Genomic DNA, 12,981 nt, shown 5'->3' on the forward strand with positions numbered 1-12,981 from the left:
GCTCAGCGCACCGGACGGATCGGCCCGGCGCCGGGCTCGACCGCCTCGAGCACCTCGACCTCGTCACCCTCGCGGATCGTGACCGGCCGCCCGTCGGGCAGGTCGGGCACCAGGTTGGTGCCGAACCAGGTGGCGCCGTCCCAGCGGCGGATCCGCGCCAGCGAGGCGATCGGCTCCTTGCCGCCCTCGGCGGTGTCGGGGTCGAGGGTGGTGATGACGCAGCGCGCGCAGCCCTTGACGGCGCGGAAGTCGACGCCGCCGATGCGGACCCGGCGCCAGTCGTCCTCGGCCCAGGCGCCGACGCCGTCGACCACCACGTTGGGCCGGAAGCGCTCCATCGGCAGCGGGTCGTGGGCGCCGCCGCTGCGCTCGAGCACCTGGTCGTTGAGGGCGTCGAGCGAGGCGCGGGTGGTGACCAGCAGCGGGTAGCCGTCCGCGAGCGAGACCCGGTCGTCGGGGGCGGCGTACTCGGCGGAGACCGGGCGCCGGGTCGGGTCGTCGAGGTGCACCAGCCGCACCGGGCGGCCCAGCACCCGGTTCAGCCACGCGTCGGCCTCGCCGGCGTGGGCGGCGGTCAGCTCGGAGCGCCACAGCCGCACCGGCACCTGGCGCGCCGGGTCGGGGGTGGCCACCTCGAGCGGGTCGCAGCCCGGCGCCTCGATGCGCAGCCCGGCGGCGGTGATCTCGGGGCGCAGGAGCAGCAGCGGGTGCACCTCGCGGGCGGTGACGGCCAGGCCGTCGGGGTCGACGACCATCCACCGGCGGTCGCCCTCGAGCCCCCAGGGCTCCACCGACGACTCGGCGAGCCGCTCCCCGCGCGCCGACTTGAGCGGGTAGCGGTGGATCGAGGCCAGCGTCGGCGTGCCAACGGCGCTCACCCGGCGCCGCCCAGGGGCAGCACGAGCTCGGCCGGGGCCCCGGCGACGACCCGCACCGGCACGCCCCAGTCCTGCTGGTGCATCCGGCAGGCCGCGCCCTCGCCGCCGTCGGCGTCGCAGGAGGCGGCTCGGGCGGCGACGTGCAGCACGCCGTCGCCGGCGTGCGGGTCGAGCACCAGGGTGCGGGTCAGCGCGGTACCGCGACCCGAGCCCTCGCGCAGCAGCCCCGGCGGCGTCGACTCGACGACGAGCTGGGAGGGTGGGCCGAAGCGGTCGTCGACCTTCTGCCCCGGCGGCGGCTCGAAGGTGACGACGAGCTCGAGCTCGGCGGCCACGTCGGTGACCGGCCGCTGCGTGGAGTGCGCGAAGCCGTCGACGGTGGCCACGGCCCCGAGCGGCACCCGGGCCAGCCGGTGCGCGGCCGACTCGACCACCACCAGCACCCCGGGGTCGGCGGGGTCGAGGACCGCGCCGCTGGGCTCGGCCAACCCGGTCGCGAGCGTCGTGAGGGTCGCGGTCGCGGGGTCGAAGCGGCGCACCGCGCCGTTGTAGGTGTCGCAGACCGCCACCGAGCCGTCGCCCAGCACGGTGACGCCCAGCGGGTGCTGGAGCAGCGCCTGGTCGGCGGGCCCGTCGCGGAAGCCGAAGTCGAAGAGGCCGCTGCCGACCGCGGTGCCGACCGAGCCGTCGGCGCCGATCCAGCGCAACGACGACGTCTCGCTGTCGGCCAGCCACAGCCGGTCACCGTCGGGCGCGAGCCCCGAGGTCTGGGCGAACCACGCCTCGCCGGCGGGCCCGTCGAGCAGGCCCTCGTTGGCGGTGCCGGCGGCGACCTCCACCACCCCGGTGCGCGGGTCGAGGGTCCAGAGCTGGTGGATGCCGGCCATCGCGACCCACACCCGCTCCCGCCACCAGGTGACGTCCCAGGGCGAGGAGAGCCGGGCGGTGCCGTCGCCACTCATCCACTGGTGACCGTCGCCGGCCAGGGTGCGGACCGCACCGGTGGCCAGCTCGAGCCCCGCCAGCCGGTGCCCGACGGTGTCGGCGACGACGACGTCGTACCCGACCTCGGCGGCCACGCCGGGCGGCAGCAGGCACAGCCCGTTGGGCTCGCGGAACCCGCCGGTGCGGCGCACCACGGCCCCCTCGGCGTCGAGCTCGACGACCTCGTCGTGCCCGGCGTCGGCGACCAGCAGGTGCCCGTCGGGCAGCGCGACCGCCTTGGCCGGGAAGCGCAGGTCGGTCGGCTCCACGACCGGGGCGACGTACGGCGACCCGGCGGGCTGCAGCGTGCCGCGCTCGCGGTGCTCGGGCACCAGGTCGGCCAGCAGCGCCTCGATCGCGTGGGCGTGGCCCTCGCCGGCGTACTGCGCCACCACGTAGCCCTCGGGGTCGACGAGCACCAGGGTCGGCCAGGCCCGGGCGGTGTAGGCCTGCCAGGTCACCAGCTCGGGGTCGTCGAGCACCGGGTGGTGCACGCCGTAGCGCTCGACCGCCGCCGCGAGCGCGTCGGGGTCGGCCTCGTGGGCGAACTTCGGGCTGTGCACCCCGACCACCACCAGCTCCTCGGCGTACGCCGCCTCGAGGGGGCGCAGCTCGTCGAGGACGTGGAGGCAGTTGACGCAGCAGAACGTCCAGAAGTCCAGCAGCAGGAAGCGGCCGCGGAGGTTGCTCAGGGTCAGGGGGCCGTCGGTGTTGAGCCAGCCTCGGCCGGCGAGCTCGGGGGCGCGGACGCGCGGGCGGTGCGACATGACCCGGATTCTGCCCCCGCCCGGCAACCGCCCGGAACTTTGCGAAGTCGCTGACGAGGACCGCGGGTCTCGTTACGGTGCTGGAGTCACCTGCCCACGACCCCAGGAAGCCATGACCGCTCGTCCCACCGTCCTGACCGCTCTGACCGGGTCCGCCGCCGTGCTGGCGCTGACCCTGGGTGCGTGTGGGGGAGGTGAGGACGGGCCCACCGTGTCCACGACCGCCGACGTGGACGCCGACACCGGCGCCGAGGACGACGGTGGGGACGACGGTGGGGACGACACGCAGGCCTCCGACGGCGGGACCGGACAGGTCGTCGTCGCGGGCACCACCTACTCCTTCACCCCCACCACCTGCGTCTTCAGCCCCGGCGACGCCCAGGAGTTCTCGATCAACGGCCCCGGCGAGGCGGAGGACGGCACCCCGGTCTTCGTCGACGCCGTGGGCCCGAACCAGCTGGTCGTCTACGTCGGCACCGCCGAGGCCTTCGGCGAGGCCGACACGATCTACGAGGTCAACCCGATGCTGGGCGGGGGCGGACCCACCGAGCCGATGGCCGGTCTCGAGGCCGGCGACGGGTCCGTCTCGGCCACCCCCGGCTTCTACCGGGTCGACGAGTCGCGCACCGAGTTCGAGGACGTCGGCCAGGGCGAGCTCGAGGTCAGCTGCGGCTGACCCGACCGGGCTTCCCGGTTGCCGCCCGACGGCGACCAGGTCTGGGATAGCGTTCGTCCTCGAGAAGACGGAGGTCGCACGCCATGTCCCACCCCGACCTCCGGGCCGGACCCGAGGCCGACCTGCGCGTCGCCTTCGACCGCTACGCGCGCCTGGTGCGCCGGTCCCTGGGCTCCGACATGGCCCTGGTCAGCCTGGTCGAGGAGCAGCGGCAGGCGTTCGTCGGCGCTGACGGGCTCACCGGTGAGCTGGCGACCACGCGCGAGACCCCGCTGTCGCACTCGTTCTGCCAGTGGGTGGTCGCCGACCAGGCCCCGCTGGTCATCACCGACGCCCGTCTCGACGAGCGGCTGCGCAGCAACCTGGCGATCCCCGACCTCGGGGTGATCGGCTACGCCGGCTACCCGATCCGTGACCAGCACGGCACCATCGTCGGCTCGCTGTGCGCGATCACCCACGAGCCGCGCGAGTGGAGCGGGGCCGACCTGGCCTCGCTGCAGGACCTCGCGGCGGCCTGCTCCAGCGAGCTGGCCCAGCGCGGCCTGCGGGCCGAGGCGGCCCGGGCCGCCGACTCGGCGGCCAACCTGTCGCGCCGCTCGAGCGTGCTGCTCGCCCTGAGCGAGGGCCTGGCCAGCACCCGCACCCTCGGCGACGTGGCCGTCGCCGTCGAGGCGGTCTCGATCGAGCAGCTCGGCTGCTCGCGCGCCGGCATCTGGATCGACGACACCGCCCAGCACCCGGGCACCTCCGACCCGGTCGGCGACGACGCCCGCCTGCACTACGTGCCCCCCACCGGCGACGACTGGCGCTCGGCCCAGCTCAACCAGCGCCTCGGCCTCGACCACTCCAACCCGCTGGGCAGCGCGATGGTCCTCCAGCGGCCGGTGTGGTTCCACGACCGGGCCGCGCAGAACGAGCACTACGGCCACCTCGACCTCAGCGCCCAGGTCGGCGAGGCCCGCGCCTTCCTGCCGCTCTACGACACCGACGGCGTCTCGCTGGGGGCGATGGCGCTGGTCTGGGACACCGCCCGCGACCAGAGCGACGAGGACGTCACCACGATGACCGCGCTGGCGTCGTACACCGCCCAGGCGGTGAGCCGGGCGCTGCTGGTGCAGGAGCGGCTCGACGCCCTGGTGACGCTGCAGAGCGCGCTGCTGCCGGCGCTGCCGCGCAGCACCGGCCAGGAGATCGCGGCGCGCTACCGACCGGCCGCCGCCCGCGACCAGGTCGGCGGCGACTGGTACGACGCCGTGGTGATGCCCGGCGGCGACACCTCGCTGATGATCGGCGACGTGGTGGGCCACGACCTCGGGGCCGCGGCGACGATGGGCCAGGTGCGCAACATGCTGCGCGCCATCACCTGGGCCGTCGACGACCGCCCGGCGGCCAACGTGCGCCTGCTCGACCACGCGCTGCACGACCTGGAGGTCGAGGGCCTCGCGACGCTGGTGCACGCCCGCATCGAGGCTCCCGGCCCGGAGGACGACGAGCCCGGCGGGCGCTGGCTGGCCTGGACCAACGCGGGGCACCCGCCGCCGCTGCTGCTCGGGCCCGAGGGCCGGTGCTCCTACCTGCAGGACGGGCCGCCCGACCTGATGATCGGGGTGCTGCCCGACGTCGAGCGCGCCGACCAGCGCGTCCTCGTCGCGGCCGGCTCGACCCTGCTTCTCTACACCGACGGGCTCGTCGAGCGGCGCGGCGAGCACCTCGACGAGGGGCTCGAGCGGTTGGCCGCCGCGGTGGCGGACCACGGCCACCTGCCGGTCGAGAAGTTCCTCGACGCCGTGCTGCGCGACCTCGCCGACGACGACCTCGACGACGACATCGCGGTGATGGCGGTGCGGTTCACGCCCGACGACTGAGTCACCGACCCGGTCGGGCGCCAGTGCGGCCGCTAGTGCTGGCGGCGCTCGTGCAGCCGCTGCTGGGCCGCCTCGAGGTAGGCCAGGCAGGGCGCCTCCTGGCCGGGGTGCTGCTCGGTGAGGTGGAAGGTCCACCGGTCCATCGCGGCCAGATAGCCGTTGTCGGCGCCCGGTCGGTACGTCGACCACGCGCGGCGCTGGGTGCGACCGGTGGCCCGGGCCGAGGCCGAGGTGGTGCACTCGGAGCAGCCGATGCGGTAGACGAAGGAGTCGTCGGCGCCCACGTCGATGGTGACCGTGGCCAGGGCCCCGGCCTCGGCCGTGGCCTTGCGGGCTCGCGCCGATCGTGTCGCCGCCATGGCCACCCCTCCTCGTGCTTCCTCGACGACCGAGACTACGGGGGCTCTAGGCTGCCGCCCATGAGCGCCCCCGACGACCGCGACCTCCTCGCCGGCTACGCCGAGACCTGGTGGCAGGCCATCGACGACTTCACCGCCCTGCTCGAGGACCTCGACGAGGCCGAGTGGGCGACTCCCACCGACCTCGCGGGCTGGGACGTGCGCGCGGTCGCCGCCCACGTCGCCCACCTCGAGCAGGTGCTGGCCACCGGCGTCGAGGAGCACGCCGAGGTCGGCGAGCCCGCCCACGCGACGGGCCTGATGAACCTCTACACCGAGATCGGCGTCGTCAACCGGCGCGACGCCTCGCCCGACGCGATCATCAACGAGATCCGCTCCGCGGCGACCGCGCGGCGCACGGCGTTGCTGGCCGACCCCCCGTCCGACGCCTCCGCGACCCCCGACCGGGTCTTCGGCGGGGTGCCGTGGAGCTGGGGCACGCTGCTGCGCAACCGGCCCCTCGACGTGTGGATGCACGAGCAGGACGTGCGCCGCGCGACCGGTCGCCCCGGCGGCCTCGACAGCGCTGCGGCGCAGCACACCATCGAGTACCTCGCGGAGTCGATGGGCTACGTGCTGGCCAAGAAGGTGGGGGCACCGGCCGGCACCACGCTGGTGCTGCACGTCGAGGGCTGCGAGCCGGTCGCGCACGCCGTCGGCGACGACGGCCGCGGCCGGCCGGTGGCTCCCCCGGCGACCCCCACCGTGGCGCTGCACCTCGACCGCGACTCCTTCGCCCGGCTGGCCGGCGGGCGCTGCGACGCCGAGCCCGGCGCCGTACGGGTCGAGGGCGACCAGGAGCTCGGCGCCCGGGTGGTCGCGTCGATGGCGACCACCCCGTGAGCGCCCCGGTGAACAGGCCCGTGGACACCTGGCGGCTGGCCGACATCCCCGACCAGGCCGGGCGCACCATCGTGGTCACCGGCCCGTCGGTCGGCGGCCTGGGCCACGTCACCGCCCTCGAGCTGGCCCGCCGCGGCGCACGCGTGGTGCTCGCCGGGCGCACCCAGGCCAAGCTCGACGAGGCCCGGTCCAGTATCGAGGCCGAGGTGCCCGGCGCCGACCTCGAGCCGCTGCTCGTCGACGTCTCCGACCTGTCCTCGGTACGCCGCGCGGCCGCGGCCGCCGGCCGGCTGGGGCCGATCCACGTGCTGGTCAACAACGCCGGGGTGATGGGCACGCCGTACTCGCGCACCGCCGACGGCCTCGAGCTGCAGATGGCCACCAACCACTTCGGGCCGTTCCTGCTGACCGGGCTGCTGCTGCCGCAGCTGGTCGACAGCGAGGGCGGGCGCGTGGTGGCGGTGTCCTCGCAGTTCCACCGGGCGGCGCGGCGCGCCCCGCTCGAGGACCCGCGCAGCACCACCGGCCGCTACTCGCGCTGGCCGACGTACGCGCGCACCAAGCTGGCCAACCTGCTGTTCACCTTCGAGCTCGACCGGCGCTGCCGGGCCGCGGAGGTGCCGGTGCTCGCGACCGCGGCGCACCCCGGCTTCGCCGGCAGCCACCTCGCCGTCAACGGCCAGTACGGCCGCACCAGCGGCGGGGTCGCCAGCATCCTCGACGGCGCCATCAAGGCGGTCTCCCAGCCGGTCGCCCACGGTGCCTGGCCGACGCTGATGGCCGCCACCGCCGACCTGCCCGGGTCGACGTACTGCGGGCCGGGCGGGCTGGGCGAGATGTCCGGCGCGCCGCAGGTCGTCACCGCGCGCCGCCTCGCCCACGACGAGATCGCCCAGCGCCGTCTGTGGGAGCTCAGCGAGCGGGTCACCGGCATCAGCTACCCCTGACCCCAGGTGCTGGACGGGCGAGTCGCTCACTTGTCAGGTGTTGCAACCCCTGACAAGTGCATGAGTCCCCGGCCGGCCGGGGACTCATGCAGGGGGTTTAGCGCTGCTCGTCCCGCACCCGCACCAGCCCGCCGAGGGTGGCGACGTACGCCGCCCCGTCGGGGCCGAGGGTGACCTCGGACCAGTGGTTGTCGAGCAGGGGGCCGCGGCCGGTGCGCACGGAGAAGGCGGGGCGGCCGGTGCGGACGTCGAGGGCGGTGAGGTACCAGGCGTCGACGCCCCACCAGCTCTTGCGCTTGGTCCAGGAGTAGAGCAGCCCGGCTTGAGCGGAGACCGCCGGCGTCGCGGAGGGCGAGACGACCTCGGAGGTCCAGGCCGGCACGCACTCGCGCCCCACCACGTCGACGCGGGCCAGGCCGCCGGTCGGGACCCGGCCCAGGACGGTGCGCAGCACCCCGTCGTAGCCGTGGGTGTTGGCGACCACGACCCCGCGGCCGACGGCGACCAGCGCGCCCTGGCTGGCCGAGGCGTCGTCGTCGAAGACCTCGGCCTGGCAGACCCGTTCGCCGTCGGCGCCGTCGAGGACGACAACGTGCATGCGCGGGTTGGCGTTGTCGGTGATCGCGATCAGTCCGTCGGCCAGCAGCGTCGCCGGGGAGCCGCTGCCCTGGGCGAGCTGGCCGGGCTTGGTGGCGCTGCCGCGCTCGTAGTCGCTGCGCCAGGTCAGCACCGGCTCGCCGCCGCGCACGTCGAGGCGGGCCACGGAGCCGACCGTGACGACGTACACGCCGCCGTCGGGGCCGGTGGTGAGCGGGTTGGCGACCTCCTCGTCGAGCTCGAGCAGCTGCGGCGGGCCGCCGAGCGGGTCGAGGAAGCCGGCCCGGCCCTGCCGGGTGACGAACCAGATGCGGCCGTCGCTGTCGGGCGCCACCGAGAGCAGGCAGTCGTCGTCGGGCACCAGCGCGCCCAGGTCGTGGGTCTCGAGGGTGGTCAGGTCGGCCTCGCCGGCGCCGTCGGCGGTGGCCACGACCAGCACCTGCCGGTCGGCGGTCGGCACGACGACCCGGTCGGCCGCGTCGAGGTGGAAGCCGACCCGGGCGCAGCCGGGCGCACCGTCGGGGTCGGGCAGGTCCTTGCCGGCCAGCGGGCGCAGGGTGTCGGCGTCGATGACGCGCAGGCGCTGGTCGTCGCCCTCGCCGCACAGCGCCACCAGCCGGCCGCCGGTGGTGACGTCGATCCCCGCGCACTGCTCGGCGCCGTACCAGGCGGTGTCGACCTCGGGGCTCAGCCCGAGCGGCCCGGCGACGGCCGCCGTGCCGGGGGCGTCGAGGGTGAGCGGCTGCGGGGTGACGGGCCGGCCGGTGTAGCCGGGGGTGACCAGCGCCCCCGAGCCGCTGGGCAGCGGCAGCAGACCGTCGGGCACGAGCACCAGCAGGCCGGCGAGCACCGCGAGCGCCAGCCCCCAGCCGCCGACCGTACGACGACCGGGCCGCCAGGCGCGCCGCACCCGCGGGTGCGCCAGGCCCGCCAGGGCGAGCAGCGGCACCAGGGGCCCCAGCCACCACCACAGCAGGCCGAGGCCCAGCAGGACCGCGGTGCGCCAGAACCTCACGCGCTCAGCGCTGGCGCGGCCCGAACTCGGGGGCGACGCGCTGGAAGGCGGCCTCGCGGGCGGCCTTGGTGTTGCGCGCGACCAGCAGCCAGGCCTGCTCGACCCGCTCGCGGGCGAAGGTGTGGCGCGCCGAGGAGGTCCAGGTGTCGTCGAAGAGCCGCTTGGCGGCGGCGAGCTGGTCGGGCGAGCGGCCCTTGAGCTGCTCGGCGAGCTCGAGGGCGGCGGCGACGGGGTCGCTGTCGATCTCGGTGACCAGGCCCAGGTCGTGGGCCTGCTTGCCGGTGACGGTCTCCGCGGTCATCGTCAGCCGCTTCGCCACGTCGATGCCGACGAGCTCCTTGAGCGAGCGGACGCCCGACATGTCGGGGATGATCCCCCACCTGCCCTCGAGCACCGACCACTGCGAGTCGGGGGTGGCGATGCGGAAGTCGGCGGCCAGCGCGATCTGCAGCCCGCCGCCCAGGCAGTGCCCGTGGACCGCCGCCACGACCGGCACCGGCAGCCGGCGCCAGGCCCAGCAGGCCTCCTGGAAGGTGTTGGTGCCGCGCCAGGGCCGCGGCACGAAGGCCAGCGCGACCCGGCCCGGGGTGCGCATCACGGTCGCGAAGTCGAGGCCGGCGCAGAAGGCGTCGCCCTCGCCGGAGAGCACGACCGCACGCAGGGTCTTGTCGCGGCGCAGCATCCGGGCCGTCGAGACGAGGTCGTCGAGGACGTCGAGAGTCAGCGCGTTGAGCTTGTCGGGGCGGTCGAGACGCACGTGGGCGACGCCGTCCTCGATGGTGCAGGCGACGTGGCTCGTCCGGTTGCTCATGCGCTCATGATGCATGATGCGGGAATGAGCCACGAGCGTGCCGGGACCACCGCCGAGCCAGCCGACCTCATCGACGTCGCGCAGGTCGTGACCGCCTACTACACCGGCGTGCCCGATCCCGACGACCCCGACCAGCAGGTCGCCTTCGGCACCAGCGGGCACCGCGGCACCTCGCTGCGCACCGCCTTCAACGAGACCCACATCCTGGCCACCACCCAGGCGATCTGCGAGTACCGCCGCGAGCAGGGCTACGACGGCCCGCTGTTCATCGGCCGCGACACCCACGCGCTCTCCGAGCCCGCCTGGTCGACCGCCCTGGAGGTGCTGGTCGCCAACGACGTCACGGTGCTGGTCGACGACCGCGACGGCTACACCCCCACCCCGGCGGTCTCCCACGCCATCCTGCGCGCCAACGGCGGCCGGACGACCGGCTCGGGCCTGGCCGACGGGATCGTGGTCACGCCCTCGCACAACCCACCGGCCGACGGCGGCTTCAAGTACAACCCGCCCCACGGCGGCCCCGCCGACTCCGACGCCACGAAGGTGATCGCGGCGCGCGCCAACGAGCTGATCCGCGGCGGCCTCGACGGCGTGCGGCGGGTGCCGTTCGCGCGGGCCCGGGCGGCAGCGACGGCGTACGACTTCCTCGGCGGCTACGTCGACGACCTGCCGAACGTGGTCGACCTCGAGGCGATCCGCCGCGCCGGGGTGCGCATCGGCGCCGACCCGCTGGGCGGGGCGTCGGTGGGCTACTGGGGCGAGATCGCCGAGCGGCACGGCCTCGACCTGCACGTCGTGAACCCGCTGGTCGACGCCACCTGGCGCTTCATGACCCTCGACTGGGACGGCAAGATCCGGATGGACTGCTCCTCCCCCTCGGCGATGGCCTCGCTGGTGGCCCAGAAGGACGCCTACGACATCGCCACCGGCAACGACGCCGACGCCGACCGGCACGGCATCGTCACCCCCGACGCCGGCCTGATGAACCCCAACCACTTCCTGGCCGTGGCGATCGGGCACCTCTTCGGCGGGGCCCGCCCCGACTGGCCCGAGACCGCCCGGATCGGCAAGACGCTGGTGTCGTCGTCGATGATCGACCGCGTCGCCGCCTCGCTCGGCAAGCCGCTGGTCGAGGTGCCGGTCGGCTTCAAGTGGTTCGTGCCCGGGCTGATCGACGGCTCCTTCGGCTTCGGCGGCGAGGAGTCGGCCGGCGCCTCGTTCCTGCGCCGCGACGGGTCGACCTGGACCACCGACAAGGACGGCCTGCTGCTGTGCCTGCTCGGCGCCGAGATCCTCGCGACCACCGAGCAGACGCCCTCCCAGCACTACGCCGCGCTGGTCGCCGAGCACGGCGACCCGGCGTACGCCCGCGTCGACGCGCCCGCGACCCGCGAGCAGAAGGCCGCGCTGGCGGCGCTGAGCCCCGACGCCGTCACCGCCACCGAGCTCGCCGGCGAGCCGATCACCGGCAAGCTGACCGAGGCCCCCGGCAACGGCGCCGCCATCGGCGGGCTCAAGGTGACCACCGAGTCGGCCTGGTTCGCCGCCCGGCCCTCGGGCACCGAGGACGTCTACAAGATCTACGCCGAGTCGTTCCGCGGCCCCGACCACCTGGCGCAGGTCCAGGAGCAGGCCCGCGAGGTGGTCAGCGCCGCGCTGGGCGGGTCGTCGCAGTGACCGGCACGATCCTGACGATGGGCGGCGGCGGCTTCTCGATGGCCGACGACCGGTCCGTCCCGGCGCCGCTCGACGACTTCCTGCTCTCCCTGGTGGAGAGCCCGCGGGGCGCCGGCGGGCTGCCCCGGGTCTGCTTCGTGGGCACCGCCAGCGGCGACGCGGCCGGCTACGCCGAGGGGTTCGAGACCGCCTTCCGGGGTCGCGCCGAGACCAGCGTGCTGCCGCTCTTCTACTACGACCAGATCCCTGGCGGGGACCTGCGCGCGCACGTGCTCGCCCAGGACGTGGTCTACGTCGGCGGCGGCTCGACCGCCAACCTGCTGGCGCTGTGGCGCCTGCACGGCCTCGACGAGGTGCTGCGCGAGGCGGCGGCCGCCGGCACGGTGCTCGCCGGCATCAGCGCCGGCATGAACTGCTGGTACGAGGGCTCGGTCACCGACTCCTACGGCCCGCTCGCCGCACTGCCCGACGGCCTCGGGCTGCTGCCCGGCAGCGCCTGCCCGCACTACGACGGCGAGGCCGAGCGCCGCCCGACCTACCTCGACCTGGTCGGCACCGGCGCCCTGCCCGCCGGCTACGCCGCCCACGACGGGGTGGCGCTGCTGTGGCGCGACGGCGAGCTCGTCGAGGCCGTGTCGGAGCGCCCCGATGCCCGTGCCTTCCGGGTGCGGCGCGAGGGCGGGGTAGCCGTCGAGGAGCCGCTCGAGGTCCGCCTCCTCCCCTGACCAGCACCGTTGGTCGAGCAGCAAGGAGCGCCAGCGACGCGCGTCGCCGAGACCCCGTGAGTGACTCGCAGACCGCAACCGTGGTCGCCGTACGCCATGGGCTCACCGGGTTTCGGCGACGCTCGAGCCTTCGGCCCTCGCTGCTCAACCGACGACGGTGACCTCGTCGCCGGGGCGGACGGTGCCGGGGCGGAGGACGTGGCCGTCGACGCCGAGGGTGGGGGTGCCGCGGAGGGTGGTGAGGGCGGTGAGGACGCCGGAGCCGCGGGCGCCGGTCAGCGGGTCGAGGTCGAGGACGGCGCAGCGGGGGGTGCGGGTGGTGAAGCGGAGGACGGCGCTGCCGACGGCCACGTCGCGACCGACCCAGTCGTCCTCGGCGAAGGCCCGACCGCCCTCGACGACGAGGTTGGCGCGCACCCGGGCGGGGTCGAGGCCGCCGAGCGCGGCGAGCGAGCCCTCGCCCACAGGCTGACCGAGCCGCCGTAGACGACCCCGCCGGCCGGGGCCTGCGCCAGGCGCACCCGGCGACCCAGGTGGGCGGAGGCGGCCTCGGCGAACGGTCCGTCCACCAGCTCGAGCGCCACCTCGCGACCCCAGTAGTCGCAGGTGACCGACTCCCCCGAGAGCACCGCGGGAGCCCGCAGCGCAGCACGCCCCGGCGCTTCGAGCACCAGGTCGTCACCGGCATCGTCGAGCAGCAGCCCCACGAGTCCCGGGTGGGCCACGGTCCGCAGCACCTGCCGGGCGCCGACGTCGACGAAGCACCAGCGCCGGTCGCCGACCACCCCGTCGGCGGCC

General features: G+C 75.3%; 12 protein-coding genes. 6 read left to right on the forward strand and 6 right to left on the reverse strand.

All coding sequences use genetic code 11. The annotated features are described in order from the left end of the window. Nucleotides 1–2 precede the first annotated feature (2 nt). Nucleotides 3–878, reverse strand: coding sequence for an MOSC domain-containing protein (locus H0S66_RS06320; RefSeq protein WP_219633628.1), 876 nt, complete (start codon nucleotides 876–878; stop codon nucleotides 3–5). Then, on the reverse strand, nucleotides 875–2,629 hold the full coding sequence (locus tag H0S66_RS06325; RefSeq protein WP_179614629.1) for a thioredoxin-like domain-containing protein: 1,755 nt from the start codon (nucleotides 2,627–2,629) through the stop codon (nucleotides 875–877). The genes H0S66_RS06320 and H0S66_RS06325 overlap by 4 nt, the downstream gene beginning before the upstream one ends. 112 nt (nucleotides 2,630–2,741) lie before the next feature. Here H0S66_RS06325 and H0S66_RS06330 point away from each other — a divergent pair, with 112 nt between their 5' ends. Both H0S66_RS06330 and H0S66_RS06335 read left to right on the forward strand, forming a co-directional pair. Beyond that, nucleotides 2,742–3,305 carry a hypothetical protein gene (locus H0S66_RS06330; RefSeq protein ID WP_179614630.1) on the forward strand — a complete coding sequence of 188 codons (564 nt, stop codon included), beginning with the start codon at nucleotides 2,742–2,744 and terminating at the stop codon, nucleotides 3,303–3,305. Between the two features lie 83 nt (nucleotides 3,306–3,388). Then, nucleotides 3,389–5,170 carry a GAF domain-containing SpoIIE family protein phosphatase gene (locus H0S66_RS06335; protein ID WP_179614631.1) on the forward strand — a complete coding sequence of 594 codons (1,782 nt, stop codon included), beginning with the start codon at nucleotides 3,389–3,391 and terminating at the stop codon, nucleotides 5,168–5,170. 32 nt (nucleotides 5,171–5,202) lie between these two features. Here H0S66_RS06335 and H0S66_RS06340 read toward each other — a convergent pair whose 3' ends face one another. After that, nucleotides 5,203–5,529 carry a hypothetical protein gene (locus tag H0S66_RS06340; protein ID WP_179614632.1) on the reverse strand — a complete coding sequence of 109 codons (327 nt, stop codon included), beginning with the start codon at nucleotides 5,527–5,529 and terminating at the stop codon, nucleotides 5,203–5,205. Between the two features lie 60 nt (nucleotides 5,530–5,589). On the opposite strand from H0S66_RS06340, the gene H0S66_RS06345 reads away from it, so the two are divergent. Continuing rightward, the gene (locus H0S66_RS06345; RefSeq protein ID WP_179614633.1) at nucleotides 5,590–6,411 is read left to right on the forward strand and encodes a maleylpyruvate isomerase family mycothiol-dependent enzyme; all 822 of its coding nucleotides are present in this window, start codon (nucleotides 5,590–5,592) and stop codon (nucleotides 6,409–6,411) included. Between the two features lie 8 nt (nucleotides 6,412–6,419). Further along, complete coding sequence (locus tag H0S66_RS06350) at nucleotides 6,420–7,358, forward strand: oxidoreductase (RefSeq protein ID WP_219633629.1); 939 nt, start codon at nucleotides 6,420–6,422, stop codon at nucleotides 7,356–7,358. A gap of 97 nt (nucleotides 7,359–7,455) precedes the next feature. On the opposite strand, the gene H0S66_RS06355 is transcribed toward H0S66_RS06350, so the two are convergent. Both H0S66_RS06355 and H0S66_RS06360 read right to left on the reverse strand, forming a co-directional pair. Next, nucleotides 7,456–8,970 (reverse strand): PQQ-binding-like beta-propeller repeat protein, encoded by a 1,515-nt coding sequence (locus H0S66_RS06355; RefSeq protein WP_179614634.1) that lies wholly within the window; start codon nucleotides 8,968–8,970, stop codon nucleotides 7,456–7,458. A gap of 4 nt (nucleotides 8,971–8,974) precedes the next feature. Beyond that, the gene (locus H0S66_RS06360; protein WP_179614635.1) at nucleotides 8,975–9,781 is read right to left on the reverse strand and encodes a crotonase/enoyl-CoA hydratase family protein; all 807 of its coding nucleotides are present in this window, start codon (nucleotides 9,779–9,781) and stop codon (nucleotides 8,975–8,977) included. Between the two features lie 24 nt (nucleotides 9,782–9,805). On the opposite strand from H0S66_RS06360, the gene pgm reads away from it, so the two are divergent. Further along, nucleotides 9,806–11,458, forward strand: coding sequence for a phosphoglucomutase (alpha-D-glucose-1,6-bisphosphate-dependent) (gene pgm / locus H0S66_RS06365; protein WP_179614636.1), 1,653 nt, complete (start codon nucleotides 9,806–9,808; stop codon nucleotides 11,456–11,458). Continuing rightward, entirely contained in the window at nucleotides 11,455–12,183 is a 729-nt protein-coding gene (locus H0S66_RS06370; protein ID WP_219633630.1) for a Type 1 glutamine amidotransferase-like domain-containing protein, read from the forward strand. The genes pgm and H0S66_RS06370 overlap by 4 nt, the downstream gene beginning before the upstream one ends. A 144-nt stretch (nucleotides 12,184–12,327) precedes the next feature. On the opposite strand, the gene H0S66_RS06375 is transcribed toward H0S66_RS06370, so the two are convergent. After that, nucleotides 12,328–12,648 (reverse strand): MOSC domain-containing protein, encoded by a 321-nt coding sequence (locus tag H0S66_RS06375; RefSeq protein ID WP_180923824.1) that lies wholly within the window; start codon nucleotides 12,646–12,648, stop codon nucleotides 12,328–12,330. Between the last annotated feature and the right edge of the window lie 333 nt (nucleotides 12,649–12,981).

The organism is Nocardioides marinisabuli (assembly GCF_013466785.1).
GTDB classification, from domain to species: Bacteria; Actinomycetota; Actinomycetes; order Propionibacteriales; family Nocardioidaceae; genus Nocardioides; species Nocardioides marinisabuli.

What these genes read in the sequence shown, in the direction of transcription:
- H0S66_RS06360 (WP_179614635.1), bottom strand. Translation starts at nt 9,781, where the DNA reads ATGAGCAACCGGACGAGCCACGTCGCCTGCACCATCGAGGACGGCGTC.
- pgm (WP_179614636.1), top strand. Translation starts at nt 9,806, where the DNA reads ATGAGCCACGAGCGTGCCGGGACCACCGCCGAGCCAGCCGACCTCATC.
- H0S66_RS06335 (WP_179614631.1), top strand. Translation starts at nt 3,389, where the DNA reads ATGTCCCACCCCGACCTCCGGGCCGGACCCGAGGCCGACCTGCGCGTC.
- H0S66_RS06330 (WP_179614630.1), top strand. Translation starts at nt 2,742, where the DNA reads ATGACCGCTCGTCCCACCGTCCTGACCGCTCTGACCGGGTCCGCCGCC.
- H0S66_RS06325 (WP_179614629.1), bottom strand. Translation starts at nt 2,629, where the DNA reads ATGTCGCACCGCCCGCGCGTCCGCGCCCCCGAGCTCGCCGGCCGAGGC.
- H0S66_RS06345 (WP_179614633.1), top strand. Translation starts at nt 5,590, where the DNA reads ATGAGCGCCCCCGACGACCGCGACCTCCTCGCCGGCTACGCCGAGACC.
- H0S66_RS06340 (WP_179614632.1), bottom strand. Translation starts at nt 5,529, where the DNA reads ATGGCGGCGACACGATCGGCGCGAGCCCGCAAGGCCACGGCCGAGGCC.